At 64.3% G+C, this 26194-nt stretch carries 17 protein-coding genes and 1 pseudogene; 13 read left to right on the top strand and 5 right to left on the bottom strand.

Annotation, left to right across the window (positions count from 1 at the left end):
- Position 1: 1 nt before the first annotated feature.
- Positions 2-1429, bottom strand: coding sequence for a sigma-54 interaction domain-containing protein (locus tag C6V82_RS06410; RefSeq protein ID WP_102586589.1), 1428 nt, complete (start codon positions 1427-1429; stop codon positions 2-4).
- Positions 1430-1635: 206 nt separating this feature from the next.
- On the opposite strand from C6V82_RS06410, the gene speB reads away from it, so the two are divergent.
- The 4 genes from speB (at position 1636) to C6V82_RS06390 (ending at position 7260) form a co-directional block, all read left to right on the top strand.
- Positions 1636-2586, top strand: coding sequence for an agmatinase (gene speB / locus C6V82_RS06405; RefSeq protein ID WP_102586590.1), 951 nt, complete (start codon positions 1636-1638; stop codon positions 2584-2586).
- Between the two features lie 66 nt (positions 2587-2652).
- Positions 2653-4038 (top strand): YjiH family protein, encoded by a 1386-nt coding sequence (locus C6V82_RS06400; protein WP_102586591.1) that lies wholly within the window; start codon positions 2653-2655, stop codon positions 4036-4038.
- 61 nt (positions 4039-4099) lie between these two features.
- The gene (locus C6V82_RS06395; RefSeq protein WP_229843001.1) at positions 4100-5734 is read left to right on the top strand and encodes a 5-guanidino-2-oxopentanoate decarboxylase; all 1635 of its coding nucleotides are present in this window, start codon (positions 4100-4102) and stop codon (positions 5732-5734) included.
- A gap of 80 nt (positions 5735-5814) precedes the next feature.
- Positions 5815-7260 (top strand): aldehyde dehydrogenase family protein, encoded by a 1446-nt coding sequence (locus C6V82_RS06390; RefSeq protein ID WP_102586592.1) that lies wholly within the window; start codon positions 5815-5817, stop codon positions 7258-7260.
- A 130-nt stretch (positions 7261-7390) separates the two neighbouring features.
- Here C6V82_RS06390 and C6V82_RS06385 read toward each other — a convergent pair whose 3' ends face one another.
- On the bottom strand, positions 7391-8032 hold the full coding sequence (locus C6V82_RS06385; RefSeq protein WP_229843004.1) for a DUF938 domain-containing protein: 642 nt from the start codon (positions 8030-8032) through the stop codon (positions 7391-7393).
- Between the two features lie 57 nt (positions 8033-8089).
- A complete protein-coding gene (rluF, locus tag C6V82_RS06380) occupies positions 8090-9151 on the bottom strand; it encodes a 23S rRNA pseudouridine(2604) synthase RluF (protein WP_102586594.1) in 1062 nt (353 codons plus the stop codon).
- A 118-nt stretch (positions 9152-9269) separates the two neighbouring features.
- Between rluF and C6V82_RS18275 the strand changes: the two are divergent.
- A pseudogene (locus tag C6V82_RS18275) lies at positions 9270-9380 on the top strand (Na+/H+ antiporter NhaC family protein); the annotation flags it as partial.
- A 103-nt stretch (positions 9381-9483) separates the two neighbouring features.
- Complete coding sequence (locus C6V82_RS06370) at positions 9484-12255, top strand: HAD-IC family P-type ATPase (RefSeq protein WP_102586595.1); 2772 nt, start codon at positions 9484-9486, stop codon at positions 12253-12255.
- Between the two features lie 12 nt (positions 12256-12267).
- Here the strand turns inward: C6V82_RS06370 and hrpB are convergent, their stop codons facing one another.
- Positions 12268-14730 carry an ATP-dependent helicase HrpB gene (gene hrpB / locus C6V82_RS06365; protein ID WP_229843006.1) on the bottom strand — a complete coding sequence of 821 codons (2463 nt, stop codon included), beginning with the start codon at positions 14728-14730 and terminating at the stop codon, positions 12268-12270.
- Positions 14731-14859: 129 nt separating this feature from the next.
- Between hrpB and C6V82_RS06360 the strand changes: the two genes are divergently transcribed.
- Complete coding sequence (locus C6V82_RS06360; protein ID WP_102586597.1) at positions 14860-15888, top strand: ArsJ-associated glyceraldehyde-3-phosphate dehydrogenase; 1029 nt, start codon at positions 14860-14862, stop codon at positions 15886-15888.
- A complete protein-coding gene (arsJ, locus tag C6V82_RS06355) occupies positions 15881-17110 on the top strand; it encodes an organoarsenical effux MFS transporter ArsJ (protein ID WP_229843008.1) in 1230 nt (409 codons plus the stop codon). The genes C6V82_RS06360 and arsJ overlap by 8 nt, the downstream gene beginning before the upstream one ends.
- A 14-nt stretch (positions 17111-17124) precedes the next feature.
- Here arsJ and C6V82_RS06350 read toward each other — a convergent pair whose 3' ends face one another.
- Positions 17125-17829, bottom strand: a complete 705-nt coding sequence (locus tag C6V82_RS06350) for a TetR/AcrR family transcriptional regulator (RefSeq protein WP_102586599.1) — start codon at positions 17827-17829, stop codon at positions 17125-17127.
- A 281-nt stretch (positions 17830-18110) separates the two neighbouring features.
- On the opposite strand from C6V82_RS06350, the gene xdhA reads away from it, so the two are divergent.
- The 5 genes from xdhA to C6V82_RS06325 all read left to right on the top strand — a co-directional run bounded on the left by xdhA (position 18111) and on the right by C6V82_RS06325 (position 25964).
- Entirely contained in the window at positions 18111-19553 is a 1443-nt protein-coding gene (xdhA, locus tag C6V82_RS06345; protein ID WP_102586600.1) for a xanthine dehydrogenase small subunit, read from the top strand.
- Positions 19537-22008, top strand: coding sequence for a xanthine dehydrogenase molybdopterin binding subunit (gene xdhB / locus C6V82_RS06340; protein WP_102586601.1), 2472 nt, complete (start codon positions 19537-19539; stop codon positions 22006-22008). The genes xdhA and xdhB overlap by 17 nt, the downstream gene beginning before the upstream one ends.
- A complete protein-coding gene (xdhC, locus tag C6V82_RS06335) occupies positions 22008-22910 on the top strand; it encodes a xanthine dehydrogenase accessory protein XdhC (protein WP_102586602.1) in 903 nt (300 codons plus the stop codon). Before xdhB ends, xdhC begins: the two co-directional genes overlap by 1 nt.
- Before the next feature lie 49 nt (positions 22911-22959).
- Complete coding sequence (gene guaD, locus C6V82_RS06330) at positions 22960-24288, top strand: guanine deaminase (protein WP_102586603.1); 1329 nt, start codon at positions 22960-22962, stop codon at positions 24286-24288.
- 305 nt (positions 24289-24593) lie between these two features.
- Positions 24594-25964, top strand: a complete 1371-nt coding sequence (locus C6V82_RS06325) for an NCS2 family permease (RefSeq protein WP_102586673.1) — start codon at positions 24594-24596, stop codon at positions 25962-25964.
- The last annotated feature ends 230 nt before the right edge of the window (positions 25965-26194 follow it).

Here is a 26194-nt window from a genome sequence, read left to right as displayed (position 1 = left end):
TTCATCCAGGTCTCGAGATCCTGAGCCCATGGCGTTTCAGCTTGCGCACCACACTGGGTTGGCTAATGCCCAAGCGCTTGGCCAGCGCGTAAGTACTGGGTAGCCGTTGACACAATTCAACCAGTGCCGCTCGCTCGAGCCTTGCCAGATACTCCGGCAAGGTTTCCTGCTCGCCGAGCCGCTCGTCGGCAGGCGGATCTGCATGATCAAGCAGGGATTCGCTTGAGTCCTCCACCGGAATGCGCCTTGCCGGCGCATCGATGACATCACTGGTCGCGGACAACCAAGCCCGCTCCAGCCAGTTCTCGAGCTCCCGGACATTGCCTGGCCAGTCATTGCCCATCAATTCCGACCAGGCGCTTGCATGCAGCATCTTCTGACGGCCATACCGCTTGTTGAGCGATGCCAGGCATGACTCGACCAGCGACGGAATGTCTTCCGGTCGTTCACGCAGAGGCGGCAAGGTCACCGGGATGACGTTGAGCCGGTAATAGAGGTCAAGCCGAAAACTGCCCTCCTCTACACGTTCCGCCAGGGCCTGGTTGGTGGCCACCACCAGCCGGAAATCCACCCGCCTCGAACGGGTATCCCCCAGCCGAGTGACGGTCCCATCCTGGATGACCTTGAGCAGCTTGGTTTGCATCGGCATCGGGAGTTCGCCGATCTCGTCGAGAAACAGCGTGCCACCGTCGGCCTGCTCCAATAAGCCGGACTTGCCTTGGCGTGCCGCCCCACTGAAAGCACCCGGCTGGTAGCCAAACATCTCTGACTCGAACAGGTTCTCGGGAATCGCCGCGCAGTTGACTTCGACGAAAGGGCCGCTGCTTCGTCGGCTCCAGCGATGCAACTGCCGGGCGAACGCCGTCTTGCCCACGCCCGACTCCCCTAGCATCAACACGGTGGCATCCGCCGGGGCAACCCGCCTGAGCAACAGCGCCACCTCACGCATTACGCTGCTGCGCACCATCAGTGAGTCGAGCTCTTCCTCGAGTTCACCCTCCTCGCCACCGCCACCCTCCGCATGGCTGCGCTTCAAGTGCTCGCTGAAACGACGTTGCAGCAGGGCATATTCGTCCTGAAGCAGTTGAAGATCGGTGAGGTCCCGAGAGCGACTGACAATACGCTCGATACGCCCATCGACGAACACCGGGTGCGCCTCGGCGATCACCCGCCTGCCGGTTCCGGTCACTTGCATCATCTGTACCGGTTTGCCGGTGCGCAACACTTCCAGGCTGATCGACGGCTTGAGCACTCCCTGGCCTTCCAGCTCCTGCACCGTCGCCGCCTTGAGTACGTCTCTCGACACGCCGTACACGGCGGCGGCACCCGGGCTGACATCGAGTACACGGCCCCGGCCATCGACGATGAAGAAGTGGTCATTGGCCGTCTCGATGATCGTTTCGAGTACCCGGCTATCCACATGAACCATGATGGGTTCCTTCAATGTGATTCAGAGTTGCATCAATGATACACAATCGAATCACTCTTGCGTGGTGAAGCAATTCATATACGAATCAAACGCCATGCCGTCCTATTAAAATCAATGAGATAAACCTTGGCATGGTTCCTGCTTAATTCATATGGACATCCAACATCGCAAGGCACCCTGATGCTTCGCTAACACCAGGAGACACCATGAGCAGATTCAACCAGCCACTGAGCGGGAACGAGATGCCACGCTTCGCCGGCCCCGCCACCATGATGCGCCTGCCCACCCAGCCAACCGCTGAAGGCCTGGATGCGGCGTTCATCGGCGTACCGCTCGATATCGCCACCTCCAACCGCCCGGGGACACGGCTCGGTCCACGCCAGATCCGTGATGAATCGCGAATGTTGCGCCCCTACAACATGGCCACCCGTGCCGCGCCCTTCGACAGCCTGCAGGTGGCCGACATCGGTGACGTGCCGATCAACACCTTTCACCTGCCCAAGACGGTGGATATCATCACCGCCTTCTACGACGAGGTGCTCAAGCATGACTGCACCCCGCTGACCCTGGGTGGCGATCATGTGATCACCCTGCCCATCCTGCGCGCGATCGCCAGGAAGCATGGCCCCGTGGGCCTGATCCATATCGATGCTCATGCCGATGTCAACGAGCATATGTTCGGCGAGCCGATCGCCCATGGCACCCCCTTCCGGCGCGCCCAGGAAGAAGGTCTGCTCGCCAAGGACAAGGTGGTGCAGATCGGCCTGCGTGGCACCGGCTACGCGGCGGAGGACTTCGACTGGTGCCGCCAGCAGGGCTTCCGTGTGGTGACCGCCGAACAGTGCTGGTACCGCTCTCTCGAGCCGCTGATGGCCGAGGTGAGCGAGCAGATGGGCGATATCCCGGTCTACATCACCTTCGATATCGATGGCCTCGACCCTTCCGTGGCGCCCGGCACGGGCACCGTGGAAATGGGAGGCCTGACCTCGTCCCAGGGCCTTGAACTGGTGCGTGGCGCCGCCGGCCTGAACATCGTCGGTGGCGATCTCGTGGAAGTCTCCCCTCCCTACGATACCAGTGGCAATACCGCCCTGATGGGCGCCACCTTGCTCTACGAAATGCTCTGCGTATTGCCGGGCGTGATGCGCCGCGATTGACCCAGCGCCCAGTCAACACAACACCAAGACAACCACAATACATCCACAACATAGCGAGTAAGCCCTATGCCCTCCTCCCTGGACCCTGAATCCCGGATCGCCGAGACCGGCGCACCGCTTAGCCGACATGGCCTCATCAAGTTCCTCGTTCCCTCGTTGATCGGGGTACTGCTGTTCCTGGTGCCCTTCCAGGTTGGCGGCACCATCAACATCGGCATGGGCCTGATGGCTGATGGCCTCAAGGCGTTGCTGGACGGTTACCTGCCTGCAATTGCCGTGGTGATACTGTGCCTGTCTTTCCTGCTGACGCTGATGGTGAAGCTGGCAAAACCGACCTGGTCACGCCAGGGAATGCTCAACGAGCTGTTCGACGTAGACACGATCTGGGTAGTGATGCGCGGTCTCGGTGCGGCCTTTGCACTGATGACCTTCTTTCAGATGGGACCCGAGTTCGTCACTGCGTCATTCACTGGCGGAGTGATGCTCAACGACCTGGCACCGGTACTGCTGACCTTTTTCTTCTTCGCCGCCATCCTGCTGCCGTTTCTGGTCGAGTTCGGTTTCATGGAGTTCATCGGCAGCCTGGTGAGAACCCCGTTCCGCAAGATATTCGGCCTGCCCGGCCGCAGCGCCATCGACGCAACGGCCTCGTGGATGGGGTCAGGCACCGTGGGTGTGCTGATCACCAGCCAGCAATACGAGCAAGGCTTCTACAATTGCCGCGAGGCTTCGGCCATCGCCACCAACTTCTCCATCGTGTCGATCGCCTTCGCCTTGCTGGTAACGAGTTTCATCGGTATCAATCACCTGTTCGTGCCGTTCTACCTGACCGTGGTGGTGGCGGGCCTTGTCGCCGCCGTGATCGTGCCGCGCCTGCCGCCTCTGTCGCGCAAGCCCAATACATACTACGAGCCAGTGGGATGCCGCATCCAGGAAGAGAACACCAGTGACCAGAACCTGTTTCGCTACAGCCTCGGCATGGCCGTGGCGCGGGCCGAGAACGCACCTGGTCCGCGTCAACTGGCTCGTCACTCCCTGTTCAATGTCATCGACATCTTCTTCGGCCTGTTGCCGCTGGTGATTGCCATCGGCACCGTGGCATTGATCGTTGCTGAATTCACGCCGCTGTTCACCTGGCTGTCGTATCCGATGGTGCCGGTACTCGAATGGATGGGGCTACCCGAGGCCCGCGCCGCCGCCCCGGCAACCCTGGTAGGTTTCGCCGACATGTTCCTGCCGGCGGTGCTGGCCAGCGGCATCGAGAGTGAGCTGACCCGCTTCGTCATCGCCTGCCTGTCGCTGACGCAACTGGTCTACATGTCCGAGATCGGCGCATTGCTGCTGAAATCAAAGATTCCCATCAAGCTCTGGGAGCTGGCGGTAATCTTCCTGCTGCGCACCGCCATCACCCTGCCGATCATCGTGATCATGGCCCACTGGCTGGTGGGCTGAGACCGGCTCGATGCGGCCGGCCCTGGCCGTGCCGCATCATCGACCAGAGGAATGCAACCTGATGAGTACCGATCACGAAATACGCCCCTCCAGCATGACCTGCGCTGACCTTTTGATTCACCTGCTGCGCACTACCTATGGCGTCGATACGCTGTTCGGGATCCCCGGGGTGCATACCGTCGAGCTCTATCGCGGACTGACCGGTAGCGGCGTTCGCCATGTCACCCCGCGGCATGAGCAAGGGGCGGGCTTCATGGCCGATGGTTATGCACGGGCCTCCGGCAAGCCCGGGGTTTGCCTGATCATCACCGGCCCCGGGATGACCAACATCGCTACCGCCATGGGCCAGGCGCTGGCTGATTCCATCCCGATGCTGGTGATATCGAGCGTCAACCGGCGCGACACCCTGGGTCGCGGGCAGGGGCGCCTGCATGAACTGGCAAGCCAGCAACAGATGATGGCGGGGGTCTCGCGTTTCAGCCATACGCTGCTCGACCCCAACGGCCTGCCGGAAGTCCTGGCCCGCGCCTTCGCCGTCTTTCAGGGCGAACGCCCGGGCCCGGTACACATCGAGATTCCCATCGATCTGTTCGCAGCTCCCGTCAATGCCCCTGCCACCAGCCAGCCGCCTCGCCTGTACCGCCCGAGTCCGGACCCCGAGGGGCTGGCGCTTGCCGCCGAGTGGTTGCGTCACGCCGAGCGTCCTCTTCTACTGCTGGGCGGTGGCAGCGCGGATGCCCCGGCTGCCGCACGCGCACTGGTCGAACGCCTCGATGCACCCACGGTGATTACCATCAATGCCAAGGGCATCCTGGGGCGCGACCACCCCCTCGACCTGGGTGCCAACGCCGCTTTGCCCGCGGTTCGCAAGCTGGCCGCCGAGGCCGACGTCATCCTTGCCGTGGGTACCGAAATCGGCGAGACCGATTACGACGTGGTGTTCGATGACGGCTTCGCGCTCACCGGCAAGCTGATCCGCATCGACCTCGATGCCCAGCAACTGGTCCGCAACCAGTCGCTGTCGCTTGGATTGGTGGGTGATGCGCGACGTGGTCTGGAACGGCTGCTGGAACACTTCCCGCAACCGCTCGCCAAGGCCGGCGCCGAACGTACCGCCCGGACACTGGCTGAGCTCGCACTGCGGGACGACCCCGCCTTTGCCCCTTTCGTGCCCTTGTATGACGTGCTGCGCAAGGCACTGCCTGACGCGATCCTGGTGGGCGATTCCACCGCACCGGTGTATGCGGGCAACCATCTGGTGGCACAGCCCGAACCACGCCGCTATTTCAATGCGTCCACGGGCTACGGCACCCTCGGCTATGGGCTGCCGGCCGCCCTGGGTGCGAAGCTTGCCCGGCACGATTTGCCGGTGGTCGCGCTGGTGGGTGACGGAGGAGTGATGTTCACCCTTTCGGAGCTGGCGACGGCGGTGGAAGAACAGCTGCCGGTGGTGATCTTGCTGTGGCACAACGCTGGCTATGAGGAGATTCGTCGCTTCATGGATGCCAACGGCGTGGAACGCCTGGGCGTCGATATCAAGGCCCCTGACTTCCTCACCGTGGCACGCGGCTTCGGCTGCACGGCAGTACCCGTGGGCAGCCCCGCCGATCTCGCCCAGGCATTGGCCAGCCGGCCGCTGGATGGCCCACTGCTGATCGAAGTGGATGCCACCCGCTGGGAGCAATCCCTGGGCTGAATGTCGACCAGGGGCCAGGCCATGGCCAGTAGATAGCGCGCGGCCTTGCCGCACCATGCCACCACGACAAGAGACATACCATGCAACGACTTGACCATCAGTTCATCGACAACCAGTGGGTGAAATCACAGGGAGACCGCCTGCTACCGGTCACCAACCCCTACACCGAGCAACAGATCGCCGAGGTCACCGCCGGCGACCCGGCGGACGTCGATGCAGCGGTCGCCGCGGCCAGCCGGGCCTTGCCCGCCTGGCGGGCGCTCACCGGCTCACAGCGCGCGGTCTATCTGGATGGCTTCGCCGATGCCCTGACACAGCGGCGCTCGGCGCTGATCAGGCTTTCCTGCACCAACAATGGCAAGGTGCTGGAAGAAGCCGGCATCGACCTGGATGATGCCATCGCCTGCTATCGCTACTATGCGCAGCAGGCGCGCCAACTCGACGCCCGCCAAGGGCAGGCGGTGACGGTGGAGATGGAAGGCGTCGATGCGCGCTGCTATCACGACCCGGTAGGCGTGGTGGGCCTGATCACACCGTGGAACTTCCCGCTGGTGACCAGCGCCTGGAAACTCGCCCCCGCGCTTGCCGCCGGTTGCACTGCGGTATTGAAACCGTCGGAGGTCACGCCGCTTCCCGAGCAGGCACTCGCCGAGATCGCCCTCGAAGTGGGGCTGCCCGCTGGCGTCTTCAATCTTGTGCATGGTGATGGCGACGGCATCGGCGCCCCACTCAGCCGCCACCCAGGCGTCGACAAGCTCTCGTTCACCGGCAGCAACCGGGTCGGTGAAGCGGTGATGGCCGCGGCATCCGCGCGCACCGCCGGTGTTTCGCTGGAACTCGGTGGCAAGTCTCCCATCCTGGTCATGGAAGATGCCGACCCCGAGCTTGCCGCCAACTGGGTAATGGCGGGTATCTACTTCAATGCGGGCCAGATCTGCTCGGCCACATCACGCCTGCTGGTGCACGAGGCCGTGGCGGAGCCGCTCTTCGCGGCACTCGCCACACGCATCGACGCCCTGATGCTGGGCGACCCCCTGGCCGAAAGTACCGACATGGGACCGCTTGCCAGCGCGCGGCAGCGCAAGGCGGTAGAGGCGTATCTGGCCATCGCCGAGCAGGAAGGCCTCGTGGCCGTACGCGACGGACGCCACCGGGAACTGCCAGAGCGAGGCTATTTCCTGGCGCCCACCCTGTATCGCGATGTGCCGGTGACCAGCCGGCTGTGGCGCGAGGAGATTTTCGGGCCGGTACTCTGCGCACACACCATCGACAGCGAACGCCAGGCCATCGAGCTTGCCAACGACAGCGAGTTCGGCCTTGCCGGAACGGTCATCAGCGGTGACAGCGCGCGTGCCCAGCGGATCGGTCGTGAACTGCGTGCCGGCTGCATCTGGTTCAACAGCGAACAACTGGTGCTGCCCGAAACCGGTTGGGGTGGCTTCAAGCGCAGCGGTATCGGCCGCGAGCTCGGGCCCTGGGGCCTGGCCAGCTATCAGCAGGTCAAGCATGTGGTGGGCCCTGCCTGAAGGTACTGAGGGTGTTTACAAAAGTCACGAGCGATGGTCAGGCAAGGCGAAATCGGGTGAAAAAGCGGAGTTTACGTGTTTGTAAATGAGCATTTTGAAGCTGATTTCAACGCCGCATGACCGAGCGCAGTCATTTGTAGACGTCCTCAGAGGGCCTCTTGTGAAAAACCAGGCTCAGATTGTTGGCCGGCATCTCCACCACCCGGTCGAGCGTCAATCCCTGGCGCTCGGCCTGGGTCGTGAGGTCGCCAAGGTCACGAATCCCCCAGCGCTTGTCTCTGGCGCGGAGGTCGTCGTCGAAAGCCGCGTTGCTTGGCGCGGTATGGCGATTGTCGCGCATGAACGGGCCGTAGATCACCAGTCGACCGCCATCGACGAGATGCGCCGCCGCCTCAGCAATCAAGGCGGGGGTCACCTCCCACGGTGAAATGTGCAGGAGGTTGATGGCCACCACGGCATCGAAGGTTTCCTCAGGCCACTGCCCCGTGACATCGAGCATCATCGGCTCACGCAGATTCCCCATGCCACCATGTTCCCGCCATGCCGCAATGGACTGGCAAGCCCTGAGGGTGGGGTCGCTTGGCAGCCACTGCCAACCCGGCATGCTGGCCGTGAAATGGATGGCATGCTCTCCGCTGCCACTGGCCACCTCGAGCACCCGGGCTTGGGGCGGCAGATGCGCCTTGAGCACATCGAGAATCGGCCCGCGATTGCGCAAGGCCGAGGGGCTGAACAGTCGCTTGTCCTGGTCGTGCATATCAAATGGCGTCATGGGGGACCTATTGGATGACCAACGGAGATGACGTCAACGCGGACCGTGTGAGTCGCGCTATTTTCGTCCGCGCGGCTTGGAGGTACCACGTGAAGCGGGTCTGGCCGCCTTCGGGCCGCGTGTCTTGGGGGCCGCGTGGCGCCCCGGCTTGCCCTTGGCCTTGTCGCCTCGCGCTCCCTTGGCCGACGTCTTGTCCGCCGAGCTCTTTCCGCGCCCCTTGGCAGCAGCCCCGGATTTGCCGGCGCCGGGTTTCCCAACGCCAGGCTTTCCAGCCGCGGATTTTCCAGCCCTGGACTTTCCGGCACCGGCCTTGCCAGCCGAGGACTTACGCCCGGCCCTGTCGCCAGACGGCTTGCCCCTGGCCGGCTTGGGCTTGGGTTTGGCTTGGGGCGCATCGGAGACCGAATCCGCGGTCAGCGCCATCAGCGTATCGACCTCCTTGGCGGTCAGGTCACGCCAGTCACCCAGCGCCAGGCCCTTCACGCTGACGTTCATGATGCGAATGCGCTCGAGCCGCGTCACCGTATAGCCGAACACCTCGCACATGCGGCGGATCTGGCGATTCAGGCCCTGCACCAGCGTGATATTGAAGACATGCGAGGAGACCTTGACCACCTTGCACGGCTTGGTGGTTTCACCAAGGATGCGTACCCCGCTGCCCATGGAGGAGACAAAGTCATCGGTGATCGGCTTGTCTACCGTCACCACGTACTCCTTCTCGTGCTGGTTGGCCGAGCGCAAGATACGGTTGACCAGATCGCCATTATTGGTGAGAAAGATCAGGCCCTGAGAATCCTTGTCCAGCCGGCCGATGGGAAAGATACGCACACCGTGTTGAACGAAGTCGACGATATTGGCCTTTTCGCCGGGCTCGGTGGTGCTGACGATCCCCACCGGCTTGTTCAGCGCGATCAGCACCAGATCCTCCGGCTCCTGAGGCTCGATCAACTGACCGTTGACCTTGACCACATCACCGGGAAACACCTGGTCGCCCGTGGTGGCGCGCTTGCCGTTCAACTGGACGTTGCCCTGCTGCACATAGCGGTCAGCCTCGCGCCGCGAGCACATACCACTCTCGCTGATGTACTTGTTGATGCGCGTCGAGGTCTTGGAGGGCATGTCGAGGGGTCCAGGTTCGGCAATGGGTGAAGCCCTATGGTAGCCGACCCATCCCACCCCATGACAGTGTCGGGCATACGACTAGTGAATGGTTGTCTTCACACTGATCATCGCCACCCTGATCGGTGACAACAAGGGCCTGGCCGCGCTGATGATGCTGCTGATCGGTCTTTTCATCACCATGGGCATCGGCTCGTCGTTCTCGACCATCCTGATCATCGCATCGCTGAATCTGTCATGGAGACCAGCCCTGTCTTGCCCTGGATCACTGCAGTGCAGCATCGTTTGTGCTAAAGCTTTCATCTACGCCCTGGGCCACCAAGGAGCCCCGCATGGATGAACGCCAGCACGACACCCCGCCACCCTGGCACGCCATGGGGCCCGATGAGGCACTGCAGCGGCTCGATAGCGGCCCCGATGGGGTAAGTCACGAGCAGGCCCTGCAGCGGCTGGCTGCCCATGGCCCGAACCTGCTGCTGCAGGCGGAGGGGCGCCCCTGGTGGAAGCGCCTGCTCGAGCAGTTCAACAACATCCTGATGGTGATTCTGCTGGTGGCGTCGGTGGCGAGCCTGGGGCTCGGGCATGCCCTGGATGCAGCCGCCATTCTCGGCGTGGTGCTGATCATCGCTCTGATCGGCTTTGTGCAGGAAGGCAAGGCCGAACATGCTCTCGACAGCATCAGCGACATGCTATCGCCCAAGGCCAACGTGGTCAGAGATGGCAAGCGTCGCCTGATCGACGCCGAGACCCTGGTGCCGGGGGATATCGTGCTGGTGGAGAGCGGTGATCGCGTACCCGCCGACCTGCGGCTGATCGAGGCACACCGTCTGCGCACCGATGAGGCGGCACTGACCGGGGAATCGGAGCCCGTCGAAAAGTCCACCGCCCCTGTCGATGTGGGTGTCGAGCTCGGCGATCGCCACTGCATGGCCTATGCGGGCACCATCGTCGTGCACGGCATGGCCCACGGCCTGGTGGTTGCCACCGGCGCTCGCACCGAGATCGGTCGGATATCGGAGCTGCTGCGCGGGGTCGAGAAACTCAAGACTCCATTGCTGCGCCAGATCGATCGTGCCGGCCGGGTATTGGCGCTGTGCATACTGGCCGCCGCCGCCCTCACCGCTGCCTTCGGCGTCATCGTTCACGACCAACCTCTGGGCGAGATGTTCATGGCCGCTGTCGGGCTTGCCGTGGCCGCCATTCCCGAAGGCCTGCCCGCCATTGTCACCATCGGCCTGGCGATGGGCGTGCAGGCCATGGCAAGGCGCAATGCGATCATCCGTCGGCTGCCGGCCGTCGAGACCCTGGGAGCCATCTCGACGATCTTCTCCGACAAGACCGGCACCCTGACCCGCAATGAGATGACCGCCCAGGTCATCTGGCTACCCGAAGGACCCATCGCCATCGATGGCGTGGGCTACGAACCCCAAGGCGATTTTCATGCGCTGCGTGAGGGACAGCGCAACCCCACGCCTCTCGACCTGGATGCGCACCATGCCCTGCGCCACTTCCTCAAGGTCGGCGTGCTGTGCAACGACGCAGAACTGGCCGAAGAGCACGGGCGATACCGTATCCATGGCGACCCCACCGAGGGAGCGCTGGTGGTCGCCGCCGCCAAGGCCGGATTGTCGGCACCCGCGCTGCGCGGTGACCACAACCGCCAGGATGCCATTCCCTTCGAGTCCGAGCGCCAGTACATGGCGACCCTGCATGACGTCGATGGCATCCCGTGCCTGCTGGTGAAGGGCGCGCCGGACCGCCTGCTCACGATGTGCCACAGGGTGCGTGGTGACCAAGGCGACATGCCGCTGGAGCACGACGAATGGCAGTCTCATCTGCATGAACTCTCGTCACAGGGACTGCGCGTGCTGGCGCTGGCGGAACGCGCGCTCCCTGGGCTGGCCACACTGGAAGACGAACATGCCGAACAGGAACTGGTGCTGCTCGGGCTGGTGGGCCTGCTGGATCCGCCAAGGGAAGAAGCTATCGCCGCGGTGAAACAGTGCCAGAGCGCCGGGATTCGCCCGGTGATGATCACCGGAGATCATGCCGTCACCGCTCGGGCGATCGCCACACAGCTGGGTTTCGCTCAGACCGAACGGGCATTGAGCGGGCATGAAATCGAGGCGCTATCCAACGATGACCTCAAATCGGTGATTCTAGACGTGGATGTGTACGCCCGTGCGTCACCCGAGCACAAGTTGCGGCTGGTCATGGCCATGCAGGCGCACGGCGGCATCTGCGCGATGACCGGCGATGGCGTCAACGACGGCCCGGCGCTGAAGCGGGCGGATGTCGGCGTGGCAATGGGCATTCAAGGCACCGAAGCCGCCAAGCAGGCCGCGGAGATGGTGCTGGCCGACGATAACTTCGCCACCATCGTCGGTGCCATCCGCGAGGGCCGCACGGTCTACGACAATATCCGCAAGACCATCACCTTCCTGTTGCCCACCAACGGTGCCCAGGGCTTGGCGATCATGATCGCGGTGCTTGCAGGCGGACTGCTGCCCCTGACGCCATTGCAGGCGCTGTGGGTCAACATGGTGGTGGCGGTCACCCTCGGCCTGGCTCTCGCCTTCGAATCCGCCGAGCCGGATATCATGCAGCGCAAGCCCAGAGACCCGGATGCCGCCCTGCTCGATCTGTTCCTGCTGTGGCGGGTGGTGTTCGTCTCGCTGTTGCTGCTCGCGGGTGTCTTCAGCATGTTCACCTGGGTACTGGACACCAGCGCGGGCGAGATCGAGCTGGCGCGCAGCGCCGCGGTAAACATGCTGATCACCGGCAGTGCCGCCTACCTGATCAACAGCCGCTTCCTGACCGCCAGCAGCTTCTCGCTTGGCGGGCTGTTCGGCAGCCGGCCCGTGTGGATCGCCATCGGGGCGGTGATGGCCCTGCAACTGGCCTGGACCTACTTGCCCTTCATGCAGGTGATTTTCGGCAGCGCCGCTCTCGGACCCGCGCATTGGCTTGCCATCGCGATGGGCAGCGTGGCGATCTTCGTGGTGGTTGAACTGGAGAAATGGGCGCTGCGCCGGCTGCATGGCGGACGCGATGCCCACGGGCGCGGTTCGAAAGCGCGTCGCGACCACGCCGAGGCGCGTTGAGGTAGGCCGACCTCAACCGCGCCGCTTGGTACGGGCGGTGGCTTCGGCGACGAGTGGGTCTTCGGGCCATGGGTGTTTCGGGTAGCGACCGCGCATCTCCTTGCGCACTTGCGGGTATCCATTGGCCCAGAAGCTTGCCAGGTCGCCGGTGACCTGCAATGGCCGGCGGGCCGGAGACAACAGATGCAGCAATACCGGCACCCGTCCGGAAACGATGCGAGGCGACTCGTGCCAGCCGAACACCTCCTGCAACTTCACCGCCAGCACCGGTGGCTTGTCCTCCAGGCAAGGGGTGTAATCCAGCCGGATCTGGCTGCCGCTGGGTACCGCCAGCCGTTCCGGCGCCAGGGCGTCCAACCGCGAACGCAGCGGCCAATCGAGACTGTCGTGCAGCAAGCGCCCAAGCGGCAGGCGCAGCACATCCTCGAGCCGGGTGACCCCCTCCAGATGCGGCCCAAGCCAGGTCGCAAGCGATCCGAGCAGGTGCTGTGCTGACCAGTCGGGCCACGCTTCGCCCTCTTCCCGTCGCAGCAACGCCACACGTCCGCGCAACTGCTCGGCCTGATGATCGAAGGGCAGCGCACCGCGCCGCCGCAAAGCGTCGAGCAAGGCACGGCGCACGGCCTCGGTGGGCAACGCCTGAAGCGGCTTGCTGGCCAGCACCACGGCGCCGAGGCCGCGCACCTGCTCCCCCACCAGCCTGCCCTGCTCGTCAGACCACGCCAGTTGCGTTCGCCATTCGCGGCTCTCCGGATAGAGCCGCTCGAGGCGCGAGACCTCCAGCGCCACTGCGCGGAAGATGCGCGCACCGCTCGCCTGACCATCCAGTTCGGCGGCCACGATCAGTTCGGCATGGGCCAACGGATGCGACTCGGGCAGCGTCGCAAGCCCGCCACCGGCCAGCCGAAAGCGTCCCGGCGACCGCTCATCGTGACGTTGCGCGATGCGCTCGGGGTAGGCGAGCGCCAGCAGCTCACCAAGCGGGTCGAGGCTGTTTACCTCCAGCCCGCAGCGGGCAATTGCCGCCAGGCGCCTCGCTTCACCATGCCATTGCCGGTAGGCCCGGGCATCCGCCAGCCGCAGGCTCAGTGCTTGCGCCAGGTCTCGCTCGGCGTCCATGTCACGCCCTTCCAGCATTGCCACCAGTGCACAGGCAAGTGGCCGGGCATCCAGCTCAGCGGCACGTTCGAGCATCGCCGCCAGGCGCGGATGGGTTGGCCAGCGAGTTGCCGCTCGGCCGAGTGCCGTGAGATGAAACGCCGCGTCGAGCAGCCCGAGCCGTTGCAGCAGATCACGGGCGGCGGACAGGCTGGCCTCGGGAGGTGGAGTCACCCAGCGAAGCTGCGCGGGATCGCTGATGCCCCAGCGGGCCAGCTCGAACGCCAACGGGGCGAGGTCGGCCTGGCGAATCTCCGGCTCGCCATGGGGGATCAGCGGCTGTTCCTCGCTCCACAGCCGCAGACAGGTACCGGGGCCCTGGCGGCCGGCACGCCCCCGGCGCTGGTCGGCGCTGGCGCGATTGACCTGCCGGGTCTCCAGGCGTGTCATGCCGGTGCGCGGCTGGAACACCGGCACCCGTTCGCGTCCGGCATCGATGACGATGCGCACTCCCTCGACCGTGACGCTCGATTCGGCGATCGCGGTGGCCAGCACCACGCGCCGCCGGCCCTCGACATCCGGGCACAGTGCGCGGCGTTGCGCCTCGAGCGGCAGTCGGCCATGCAACTCCAGCAAAGCGAGGCCGGGTGCACGCGGGGCGAGTTCGCGGGCCAGGCGGCGAATTTCCACCACGCCGGGCAGAATGACCAGGGCATCGCCGACGTCATTCTCGAGGGATTCAAGCACGGCGCTGGCCTGCTGGCGGACCACATCCTCGCGCTGGTTGAGCGCACGATAATGGGTCGTCACCGGATAGCTGCGACCGGGACAGTCGATCACCGGGGTCTGGCGGCCCATGACGGCCAGCAGGCTCTCTACATCCAGGGTTGCCGACATCACCAGCAGCCTCAGATCCTCGCGCAGGCCCGCCTGGGCATCCAAGGCCAGCGCCAGGCCAAGATCCGCCTCCAGGCTACGCTCATGGAATTCATCGAAGATCACCCCGGCCACGCCCTCAAGCATCGGGTCGTCCTGAAGCAGGCGCGTCAACACCCCCTGGGTGATCACTTCCAGGCGCGTGTCCTGCCCAACCCTGGTCTCGCCGCGCATGCGCAGACCGACGGTCTGGCCCACCGACTCGCCAATGGTCTCGGCCATGAAGCCAGCCGCCAGGCGCGCGGCCACGCGGCGCGGCTCGAGCAACAGCCATTTGCCACCTCGCGACCACGGGGCCTTGAGCAAGGCCAGCGGCACACGGGTCGTCTTGCCGGCACCTGGTTCGGCGACCAGCAGCACCCGTGAAGACGGTTCCAGGGATGCGAGGATATCCGGCAGCCGTGCATCGATCGGCAGGGTCGCCGCGTCTAGGCTCTTCATGACGGGCATGTCATCACAGGCATGTCATCACACTGTCATCGCCAGGCATATACGCTGTACCATATATTCATTTTCCGTCCCAGTATCCTCTCTCTCGATATCCACGCTTTCAATAAACAGGACCTCCTCATGACCATCAGGATCGGCATCAATGGCTTCGGACGCATCGGTCGACTGGCGCTGCGTGCCGGTTGGGCCAATCCCGGCATCGAGTACGTGCGGATCAACGACCCCGGCGGGGGTGCCGCGACCTTCGCCCACCTGCTGCAGTTCGACTCCGTACATGGCCAGTGGACCGGCGGCGGCGATGATATCACGGCCGACGAACACGCCTTGAATGTGGCTGGCCGGCGCATCGCCTTCACCGAGAACCGCGATATCGCCGCCACCGATTGGTCGGGCTGCGATGTGGTGATCGAGGCTTCAGGAAAGATGAAGACCACCGAGCAACTCCAGGCCTATCTCGACCAGGGCGTCGAGCGCGTGGTGGTCAGTGCACCGGTCAAGGAAGACGGGGTGCTGAACGTGGTGATGGGCGTCAACGACCACCTCTATGATCCAGCCCGGCACCGCATCGTCACCGCCGCCAGTTGCACCACCAACTGCCTCGCCCCGGTGGTCAAGGTGATCCACGAATCTCTTGGCATTCGCCATGGATCGATGACCACCATCCACGACATCACCAACACCCAGACGATTCTCGATGCCCCCAGCTCTCCACAAAAGCCTGACCTCCGCCGCTCACGCGCCTGCGGGATGAGCCTGATCCCCACCACCACCGGCTCGGCCAAGGCCATCACCGCGATCTTTCCGGAACTCGAAGGCAAGCTCAACGGCCATGCGGTGCGGGTGCCGTTGGCCAACGCCTCACTGACCGACATGGTGTTCGAGGTGGCCCGCGAGACCAGCGTTGAAGAGGTCAATCGGCTGCTTCGGGAAGCCGCCGAGCATGAACTATCCGGTATTCTCGGCTATGAAGAGCGACCGCTGGTGTCCATCGATTACCGCAGCGACGCGCGCAGCTCCATCGTCGATGCTCTTTCGACCATGGTGGTGGCAGGCACCCAGGTAAAACTCTACGCCTGGTACGACAACGAATACGGCTATGCCTGCCGTACCGTGGAGCTGGCCGCCAAGGTGGGAGGCGAACGTGGCTGAAGGCCTGGGCCAGCGCCTCGCCGCCCTGCCCCGCGAGATCCGCCAGTACCTGTTGGTCACGGGCAACTACTGGGCCTTCACGCTCACCGATGGCGCGCTGCGCATGCTGGTGGTGCTGTACTTCTACGGCCTGGGTTACTCGGCCCTGGAAGTGGCACTGCTGTTTCTGTTCTACGAATTTTTCGGGGTGGTCACCAACCTGGTGGGCGGCTGGCTTGGCGCCAGGCTGGGGCTCAATCGCACCATGAACCTGGGGCTGGGCCTGCAGGTCGTGGCGCTCGGCATGCTGCTGGTGCCGGTAGCCTGGCTGTCGGTGCCATGGGTGATGGCCGCCCAGGCACTCTCGGGCATCGCAAAGGATCTCAACAAGATGAGCGCCAAGAGCGCCATCAAGACCCTGGTACCCGGCACACCGGACGGTCACCAGGCGCTCTACCGCTGGGTGGCGCTGCTCACCGGTTCGAAGAACGCCCTCAAGGGGGTCGGCTTCTTCATGGGCGGCCTGCTGCTGACGCTGATCGGCTTCCAGGGCGCCATCGCCGCCATGGCCATCATGTTGCTGGCGGTGCTTGGCCTGTCGCTTGCCCGGCTCGACAACGACCTCGGGCGTGCCAAAAGCAAGCCGAAATTCCGCGAGATTCTCTCCAAGAGTCGCGCCATCAACATCCTCTCGGCGGCGCGCATGTTCCTGTTCGGCGCGCGTGACGTCTGGTTCGTGGTGGCGCTGCCGGTATTCCTGGCCACCCAGTTCGGCTGGGACAGCTGGCGCGTGGGTGGCTTCCTGGCCCTCTGGGTGATCGGCTACGGAGGCGTGCAGGCGCTGGCGCCTCGCATCACCGGCAAGCATGCCGGCCGGGGGTCGGCCATTGCCTGGGCGGCGGGGTTGGCGGCCATTCCCGCGCTGATCGCGCTGGGGCTCGGGCAGCCGGGGCCAGAATGGCAGCCCTACGTCGTGCTGCTGGGGGGATTGCTGCTGTTCGGTGCGGTGTTCGCGGTCAACTCGAGCCTGCACAGCTTCCTGATCGTCAAGATGGCCAGGGGCGACGGTGTCTCGCTGGACGTCGGCTTCTACTACATGGCCAACGCCATGGGCCGGCTGATCGGTACCCTGCTCTCCGGCTGGCTCTACATGAGCGCTGGGCTACCCGCCACACTCTGGGTCTCCAGCGCCATGCTGCTGGCCACCGTCGTCATCAGTGTCTGCCTGCCCAGGCTCGACTGAGCGGACTTTCTGGCTCAGGCCTGGCGAGGCGTGACGCCACAGCCCTTCAGAATCACCTGGCTGAGGAAGCGGGTGATGTTTTCCACATCGGCATCGCTGAGCTCCTCGCGATCGGTGATGCCAAGCACCTGCGCCTCGAAGTCGGCGTAGTGCTGGGTGGCCGACCAGATAAGGAAGATCAGCCACACCGGATCGACCGGGTCCATCAGCCCTCGCTCGGCCCACTGCCTGAAGATCGCCGCTCGCGCCTCGACCCAGTCGCGCAATTCGCCACGCAGGTACTCCTGAAGGAATGGCGCGCCCCCCAGGATCTCGGCGGCAAACAACCGTGAGCCCTCGGGATGGCTGCGCGACAGGTCCATCTTGCTGCGAATGAACGCCTCCAGCACCTCGGCGGGGTCATCATCCACGCTGATGTCGTCAAGCAGGGCATTCCAGCGAGCCATCATGCGCTCGAGCAAACGAACGTACAGCCCACGCTTGTTACCCATGTAGTAGAGCACGTTGGACTTGGGCAGGCCGGCTTCCTCGGCGATGGCCTGCAGGCTCGCGCCCCGATAGCCATGACGGGCGAAGATACGTTCCGCGGCGGCAAGAATCTCACGCTCGTTGCGCTCGCGGGTCACACCATTGGCCTCACCACGCTCCCTGGTCGCCACCTTGCTGCTCACGACCTTGCTGCTCACGACCTTGGTCTGAACGCTGTTGCGCTGCGTCATCGATGTTCCTCTAGCCGAGTCACTCCATGCCTCGGGATGGCCTGGTGTGGGGAAGTTTGCCCCACGCTGGTGCGGGGTGCAAACGGGCTTGCCAAACGACAAATTGTAGACCATGCTTGGTACATCCTGACCAAATGGTCAATAATGCAATTCACCAGCCTGACGGCATCATTCAGCGAACGCATTCAACCAGCTCATTCAACAACCCATCCATACAACAATGTCATAGAACAATGTCATACAACGACGTCACACGACGAAATCAACAACAGGACACGGCGATGATCGACTTCCTGCTCAACGGGCAGCCACGCCACTTCGAGGCGACACCCGATACCAGCGTGCTCGAGCTCTTGCGCGAGAGCCTTGGCCAGACCGGCACCAAGGAGGGCTGCGCCTCCGGTGACTGCGGTGCCTGCACCGTGGCCATCGGTGAAACCGGCCCCGATGGCCAGGTTCGCTACCACAGTGCCAATGCCTGCATCACCCCCGCCCATCAGTTGCATGGCCGGCAGTTGGTCACCGTTGAGGGATTGGCCGAAGGCGAAACGCTACACCCCGCCCAGGCCGCCATGGTCGAGTGTCACGGCAGCCAGTGCGGATTCTGCACGCCGGGCATCGTGATGTCATTGTTCACTCTGCACGAGCAACAGCAGCGCTCCCCTTCTCCGCTGAGCCCCCAGCGCCTGGAAGCCGCCCTGGGCGGTAACCTGTGCCGCTGCACCGGTTATCGTCCGATCCGTGATGCCGCATTGAGCATGGAAGAACATCCGCACACGCGGCCATTATGGCTGGATGCCGCCGCACCCAAGCCGACCGAGGCCAAGGATGCGCCTTTCGCCCAGCCCGAGACCCTTGCACAGCTCGTGGAGATTCGCAGCCGTCATCCCGACGCGCGCCCGGTCGCCGGGGCCACCGACCTGTGGCTCGAAGTGACCCAGCGCCTGAGTCGTTTCGAACGCCTTGTCGACGTCACCCGAGTCGCCGAACTGAATACCATCGAGGAGGCCACTCTCGACGATGGCCGCAGCGGCTGGTGGGTCGGCGCGGCGGTGACCTATGCGCGTCTCGAACCGCTCCTGGAAGAGCACTACGAGCCATTTGCGCACCTGCTGCATCGACTTGGCTCGGCCCAGGTGCGCAACCGCGGCACCCTCGGCGGCAACGTCGCCAACGCCTCGCCCATCGGCGACACCCCACCGGTGCTGCTGGCACTGGGATCGCGGCTATGGCTGGCGGGCCCGCAGGGAGAGCGAGAACTCCCGCTCGAGGACTTCTTCATCGACTACAAGAAGACCGCGCTTGGCGAAGGCGAAGTCATTCGCGCCATCTTCCTGCCGCGCCCCGACCCGGCACGACACCTCAAGGTGTGGAAACTGTCCAAGCGCCGTGAGGATGACATTTCCGCGGTGCTTGGTGCCTTCACCTGGCGTATCGAGGACGCGGTGATGCGTGACGTGCGCCTGGCCTTCGGCGGCATGGCGGGCATCCCCAAACGCGCCAGTCACGCCGAGGCGGCGCTGGAGGGCAAGCCACCCGAAGCCGCCGCCTTCCAGGCCGCCCGCCTGGCGCTGGCCGAGGACTTCCAGCCGATGTCGGATGTCCGGGGCAGCGCCCATTACCGCGAGATTTCCGCCGCCAACCTGCTCGAACGCCTGCGACTGGTGATCGCGCAGCAAGACACCACCGACCGGGAGGTGATGCTCCATGCGTACGCTCACTGATATTTCCACACAGCCTGGCAATCATGCCGATACCACCGCCCGCGAGACACTCGACGGACAGATCAAGGGCGCAAGCCCGCTGGCCCGTGAAACGGGAGTCGCCAGGCCACGTGGAATCGCCGGCACCTCCCAGGCCCACGAGAGCGCGGTGAAGCATGTCACCGGGCGAGCCGCCTACATCGACGACCTCAAGGCCCCCGCCGATACCCTGCATGTGGCGCTGGGACTCTCCCCTGTCGCCCATGGCAACCTGAACCGCCTGGATCTCGCTGCCCTTCGCGCACAACCCGGCGTCGTGGATGTCATCGGATTCAATGATGTGCCCGGGCACACCGATATCGGCCCGGTATTTCCCGGCGACCCGATCTTCGTCGAGCGCGAGATCAGCTACCTGGGGCAGGTCATGTTCGCAGTGGCCGCCGACAGCCAGCGCGCCGCTCGCGAGGCCGTTGCAGCCGCCTGGCGTGAGGGTATCGTCGACATCGAGGAACTGGCGCCGAGCCTTGACCCAGTCGCGGCAGCCGAGCGCGGTGACTTCGTGCGGCCGACACACGTGCAGGAAAGCGGCGACTGGCAACAGGCCCTCGCCAATTCCCGGCATGTCGTCGAAGGTGAGCAGTTCGTCGGAGGCCAGGAGCACTTCTACCTCGAAGGCCAGGCGTGCCTGGTGCAGCCCACCGAGGATGAGGGTGTGATCGTCCACACCTCCAATCAGCATCCCAGCGAGACCCAGAAGCTGGTGGCCGAGGTGCTTGGCATCCCCTTCCATGCCGTCACCGTGGAGATGCGCCGCATGGGTGGCGGGTTCGGTGGCAAGGAGACCCAGGCCTCGCCCTGGGCCTGCATCGCCGCGCTGATCGCCCGTCGCACCGGCCGTGCCGCCCGCGTGAACCTGCCTCGTGCCGACGACATGCGTGCCACCGGCAAGCGCCACCCGTTCCACAACCGCTACCGCCTTGGCGTCGATGACCAGGGTGTCATCCAGGGCGGCGAGATCACCGTGATCGGTGATTGCGGCTACTCGCCGGACTTGTCGGATGCCATCGTCGATCGTGCGATGTTCCACTCCGACAACGCCTACTCGCTGGGCCTGGCACGGGTGACCGGGCATCGGGCACGCACCCATACCGCGTCCAATACTGCCTTCCGTGGCTTCGGTGGCCCCCAGGGCATGATGGTAATCGAGGCGGCCATGGATGACATTGCCAGGCAGATCGGCGAAGACCCGCTGACCGTTCGCAAGCGCAACCTCTATCGTGAAGGCCGCGAGATCACTCACTACGGCCAGACCGTCGACCAGCGCCAGCTGCTCCACGACCTGATCACTCAACTGGAAACCAGCAGCGAGTACTGGGCACGTCGTGAGGTGATCACCGAGTTCAATGCGCGCAACCCGATCATTCGCCGTGGCCTGGCACTGACCCCGGTGAAATTCGGCATCTCGTTCACCGCCAAGCACCTCAACCAGGCCGGTGCGCTGTTGCACGTCTACACCGACGGCAGCGTGATGATCAATCACGGCGGCACCGAGATGGGCCAGGGCCTGCACACCAAGATCTGCCAGGTCGTGGCGCGCGAGCTGTCGCTGGATGTGGAAGGTGTGCGTATCACCGCCACGCGTACCGACAAGGTACCCAACACCTCGCCCACCGCCGCCTCGAGCGGTGCCGACCTCAACGGCCAGGCGGCACGCGATGCCTGCGTGAAGCTCAAGGCCCGCCTGTTCGATTTCGCAAGCGAAGAGTACGCCCTCGACCGTGAAGGCATGCGCATGGAAGCCGGCTACCTGGTGGCGGGCGAAGGCGAAAGCGAACGTCGTATCCCCTGGGGTGAGCTGGTACAAGCGGCCTACATCGGGCGTATCTCGCTCTCCGAGAAGGGCTTCTACGCCACGCCGCTGATTCATTATGACCGCAACACCGGTCAGGGGCGTCCGTTCTACTACTACGCCTTCGGCGCCGCCGTGGCCGAGGTCAGCGTGGATACCCTGAGCGGCGAGTATCAGGTCGACCGCGTCGATATCCTGCATGACGTGGGCGATTCGCTGAACCCGGCCATCGACCTTGGCCAGGTCGAAGGCGGCTTCATTCAGGGCATGGGCTGGATGACCAGCGAGGAGTTGAAATGGAACGAGGCGGGTCGTCTGATCTCCGATGGCCCGGCCACCTACAAGATTCCGACCTACGGTGACCTGCCGCCGGTGTTCAACGTCAACCTGATGGAGGGGCACCCCAACTCGATGGCGAGCATCTATCGCTCGAAGGCGGTGGGCGAGCCTCCGTTCATGCTCGGCATGGCGGTTTGGTCGGCCCTGCGCGATGCGCTGGCAAGCCTTGCCGACTACCGCGAAGCGCCACGGCTGGACACGCCGGCCACCCCGGAACGCGTGCTGATGGCCGCCGAAGTACTGCGCGAGGCTCGCGAGCTCCGTCATCCGGGCAAGGATGGTGAGTGATGAGCCCGAACGACCGCCACACCGAGCGACCGGAAACCTGGCACGCGGCACTGCATCGCCTGCAACGCGACGGTGTCCCCCATGCGCTGGCGACCCAGGTCACCAGCGCCGGGTCGACGCCCCGTGAGCCCGGCGCACGGATGGTGATCACCGCGGAGGGTGTCCATGACACCCTGGGTGGCGGCACTTTCGAATGGCAGACCATCGAGGCGGCTCGCCAGCGTCTCGAAGCGGGCCAGGCCGGAATGACACTCGAGGCCTTTTCTCTGGGCGGACGCAGCGGCCAGTGTTGCGGCGGCTTCGTCAACGTGCTGATCGAGGTGTTCCCGGGCAGCCAGACGACCCTTGCGATCTTCGGTGCCGGCCATGTCGGCACCGAACTGGTTCGCCTGGCGGCACCACTGCCCTGGCGGGTGCTGTGGCACGACAGCCGCGACGACATCTTTCCCGACTGGGCTGATGCCACGCCGCGGCTGGAGTGTCGCCCAAGCCCTGAGCCGGGCGCCGCCGTGAGCCGCCTGCCGGCCGGGTCCCACGTGCTGGTACTCACCCACGACCACGCCGAGGACCGCGAACTGATGGATGCCTTGCTGGCGCGCGGCGACATGGGGTCCATCGGCCTGATCGGCTCGCGCAGCAAATGGGCAAGCTTTCGTTCGCGCCTGTCCGCCGCCGGCCACTCAGAGGCGGCGCTGGCCAAGGTTCGCTGCCCGATCGGCACCGCCCACGGCCCCGCCGCATCGAGGAACGCTTTATCAAGGACCAAGGGCAGCGACAAGACCCCCTACGCCATCGCACTCGCCACCCTGGCCGAACTGCTGGCGCTGGTCGACCAGGCCGCCGCTCCCCCTGGCGAAGCGCAGCGCGGCCTTGACCCTGCCGAGCTGCGCGCCCTGTTCTAGGGGCCTCGTCCCCGACCCGACAAGCCAAACAACGATGAGCACTGAGACCATGACCACCAATGACTCGCGCGTGCTGCGCGCCGAACTCATGAGCTTCGACTCCGACCCCGGTGATGCCGACACCCCGGCATCCGGCAGCTTGTGCCACATCGAGGATGGCGCCCTATGGCTCGAGAATGGCCGCATCCGAGCCATCGACACCTTCTCACGCATCGAGCCCCAGTTGCCGCCGGGGATCGAGGTGATCGATCATCGTGGCAAGTTGATCATGCCAGGCTTCATCGACAGCCACGTGCACTATGTTCAGCTGGAGATCATGGCCTCCTACGGGCGCCAGTTGCTTGACTGGCTGAACGAATACACCTTTCCTGAAGAGTGCCGGTTCGCCAACCGCGAGCATGCCGAGGCACTCTCCAACGCCTTTCTCGACGAGATGCTCAAGGTCGGCACCACCACCGCCCAGGTGTTCTGCTCGAGCCACCCCAACTCGGTGGATGCGTTCTTCAGCGCCAGCCAGAAGCGTGGGCTTTGCATGCTGGCCGGAAAGGTACTGATGGACCGCCACGCCCCCGAGGCGCTCACCGATGATGCCATCGGAGGCATTGGCGATTGCGAACGGCTGATTGGCGACTGGCACAACAATGGGCGGCTTGGCTACAGCTTGACGCCGCGCTTCGCCCCGACCTCGACCCGCGACCAGATGGATGCCACCGGAGGCCTGCTGCGTACTGACCCAAGCCTCTGGTTGCAGACCCACCTGGCAGAGAATACCGGCGAGCTGGACTGGGTGGCAGAACTGTTTCCGGGCAGCCGCGACTACCTCGCCGTCTACGAGGAGTCCGGGCTTGTCGGCCCTCGCAGCACCTTCGCCCATGGCATTCACCTGGATCAGGAAATGCGGGCTCGCCTGGCCGACCGGGGCGCCAACCTGGCCTTCTGCCCCAGTTCCAACCTGTTTCTCGGCAGCGGGCTGTTCGACCGCCAGGCGGCGCGCGAGATGAACCTCAACATCACCTACGCCAGTGACGTCGGTGGCGGCACCGACTTGTCCGGCCTTGCCACCCTCAAGGCCGGGTACCAGGTCGGGCAACTGCGTGGCCAGCCCTTGACGGCCTGGCAAGGTTTCTACGGATTGACCCTCGGTAACGCCAAGGCACTCTCCCTGGATGATCGTATCGGGCGGCTGGCCCCCGGCATGGACGCCGACTTCGTGGTACTGGACCCCGCCGGCACCTCGCTGATGGCCAGGCGCACGGCGCGCAGCCAGAGCCTATCGGAGACGCTCTTCGCCCTGATGATGATGGGTGATGACCGTGCGGTGTCAGAGACCTGGGCCAATGGCCAATGCCAGCACCGGCGAGATAATTTCGCCGCCTGACAGGCGTCCTTATCACTCCATTGCGAGCATTTTGAGCACCCCATTCAACGAGTGGGGATGCTCTTTGCGCGTGCCTGATCGGGTGGACTCGACATGTGATGTGTCTCACACATGCATCTCACCAATGCGTCTCCGAATTCATGGCATTTCAGGGCCATCTACCCCATTGGTCGTAGACACTTGCCCAATCGGTCAAGTCATGTCTATGCTGACACGACCTTGAGTTGACCATTTGGTCAGATTCGAGAATGCACAGGCATTTCGCCTGGTTGAATACACAGATCAACAACAACGGAACCGCACCCATGGAACCGACTTCCACCTCTCTGGATGAACAGGCAGCCGTCCGCCGAGACGACACCGACACTCCCTGGCTCGATCAGTATTTCGGCGTCTCGCGCAGAGGCTCCACGCTGCGAACCGAAATCCTTGCCGGTATCGCCACCTTCCTGGCGTCGATGTACATCATCGTGGTCAACCCGGCCATTCTCAGTGATGCCGGTATCCCCTTCTCCGCCGCGCTCTCGGCCACCGTGCTGATCAGTTTCATGAGCAGCCTGGCCATGGGCCTGTATGCCCGTAACCCGATCCTGGTGGCCCCCGGCATGGGCATGAACGCCCTGTTCACCTACACGCTAGTGATGGGCGCGGGGCTCTCATGGGAAGTGGCACTGGGCTGTGTATTCTGGTCCGGCGTGATGTTCGCGGTGCTGGCCATGTTCAATGTGCGCCGCGCCATCATCGAAGCGATTCCCCCGTCGCTGCGCTATGCCATTACCTGTGGTATCGGCCTTTTCATCACCTTCATCGGCTTCAAGAATGCCGGCTTCATCGTCGGCAGCGATGCCACCCTGGTGACACTGGGCAGCATGGACCCGTCGCTGATCACCTTCTTCATCGGCATGATGGCCACCGCCATCCTGGTGATCCTTCGCTTCAACGGCGCCCTGATCCTGGGCATCGCCTTGACCACCCTGCTGGCCACCCCGATGGGGCGTCTGTGGGGCGGTGACGTGGTGGTCGAGTGGAGCGGCCTGGCCGCGTGGCCCGATTTCAGTGCGGTGATGCAGGTGGACATCCTGGGTGCGCTCAAGGTGGCCTACCTGCCGTTCATCTTCGTGATGCTGTTCACCAATTTCTTCGATGCGCTGTCATGCTTCATGGCGCTTTCCGAATCCGCCAACCTCAAGGACAAGGACGGCAATCCGCGCAACCTCAAGCGCTCGATGACCGTCGATGCCTTCGCCTCGATGATTGCCGCACCACTGGGCACCAGCGCGGCGCAGACCTTCATCGAATCCGGTGCCGGGGTCGCCCAGGGCGGTCGCACGGGCCTGGTCGCCGTGACCATCGCCCTGCTGTTCCTGCCCTTCCTGTTCCTCTCGCCGCTACTGTCGCTGGTGCCGGGCATCGCCACCGCCCCGGCGCTGGTGCTGGTGGGGCTATTCATGCTCGCGCCGATCAGCAAGATCGAGTGGACTCGTTTCGAGCAGGCGTTCCCGGCATTCCTGGCCATCATCCTGATGCCGCTGACCTACTCGATCACGCTGGGGATCGCCTTTGGTTTCCTGAGCTTCGTGCTGATCAAGCTGTTCACCGGCAAGCTGCAGGACATCAAGCCCGCCATGTGGGTCTCGGCGGCACTGAGCATCGTGATGCTGGTGACCACCCACTGAGACTATGCTGAACGTGCCGGGCGGTTCAGCCCCCGGCACCCACCCCTCTGCATGTCCTTCGAGACACTTGGACACTACGCTCTGTGGCCGGCCTTCGAAACCGCCGGCGGGTTCCGCTTTCCGAGGCACAGCTCGATGCGCACCATGACTAGCCGCCGAGGCGCTGCTCGTCCAAACTAAGGTCGGGACGCACCAGGTCCGCCCGCTCGTTCGGACAGTCCGGATGTGTC

The sequence above is a fragment of the Halomonas urumqiensis genome (assembly GCF_003028575.1).
Taxonomy (GTDB): Bacteria; Pseudomonadota; Gammaproteobacteria; order Pseudomonadales; family Halomonadaceae; genus Halomonas; species Halomonas urumqiensis.
The sequence above is the reverse complement of the archived record's forward strand: the minus strand, read 5'-3'. Positions and strand labels throughout refer to the sequence as shown.

Excerpts from the sequence above, each read along its gene's own strand:
- hrpB (WP_229843006.1), bottom strand. The coding sequence starts at position 14,730 with ATGAAGAGCCTAGACGCGGCGACCCTGCCGATCGATGCACGGCTGCCG.
- speB (WP_102586590.1), top strand. The coding sequence starts at position 1,636 with ATGAGCAGATTCAACCAGCCACTGAGCGGGAACGAGATGCCACGCTTC.
- C6V82_RS06360 (WP_102586597.1), top strand. The coding sequence starts at position 14,860 with ATGACCATCAGGATCGGCATCAATGGCTTCGGACGCATCGGTCGACTG.
- xdhA (WP_102586600.1), top strand. The coding sequence starts at position 18,111 with ATGATCGACTTCCTGCTCAACGGGCAGCCACGCCACTTCGAGGCGACA.
- C6V82_RS06410 (WP_102586589.1), bottom strand. The coding sequence starts at position 1,429 with ATGGTTCATGTGGATAGCCGGGTACTCGAAACGATCATCGAGACGGCC.
- rluF (WP_102586594.1), bottom strand. The coding sequence starts at position 9,151 with ATGCCCTCCAAGACCTCGACGCGCATCAACAAGTACATCAGCGAGAGT.
- C6V82_RS06350 (WP_102586599.1), bottom strand. The coding sequence starts at position 17,829 with ATGACGCAGCGCAACAGCGTTCAGACCAAGGTCGTGAGCAGCAAGGTC.
- C6V82_RS06370 (WP_102586595.1), top strand. The coding sequence starts at position 9,484 with ATGGATGAACGCCAGCACGACACCCCGCCACCCTGGCACGCCATGGGG.
- xdhB (WP_102586601.1), top strand. The coding sequence starts at position 19,537 with ATGCGTACGCTCACTGATATTTCCACACAGCCTGGCAATCATGCCGAT.
- C6V82_RS06400 (WP_102586591.1), top strand. The coding sequence starts at position 2,653 with ATGCCCTCCTCCCTGGACCCTGAATCCCGGATCGCCGAGACCGGCGCA.
- C6V82_RS06390 (WP_102586592.1), top strand. The coding sequence starts at position 5,815 with ATGCAACGACTTGACCATCAGTTCATCGACAACCAGTGGGTGAAATCA.
- C6V82_RS06395 (WP_229843001.1), top strand. The coding sequence starts at position 4,100 with ATGAGTACCGATCACGAAATACGCCCCTCCAGCATGACCTGCGCTGAC.
- C6V82_RS06325 (WP_102586673.1), top strand. The coding sequence starts at position 24,594 with ATGGAACCGACTTCCACCTCTCTGGATGAACAGGCAGCCGTCCGCCGA.
- guaD (WP_102586603.1), top strand. The coding sequence starts at position 22,960 with ATGACCACCAATGACTCGCGCGTGCTGCGCGCCGAACTCATGAGCTTC.
- C6V82_RS06385 (WP_229843004.1), bottom strand. The coding sequence starts at position 8,032 with ATGACGCCATTTGATATGCACGACCAGGACAAGCGACTGTTCAGCCCC.
- xdhC (WP_102586602.1), top strand. The coding sequence starts at position 22,008 with ATGAGCCCGAACGACCGCCACACCGAGCGACCGGAAACCTGGCACGCG.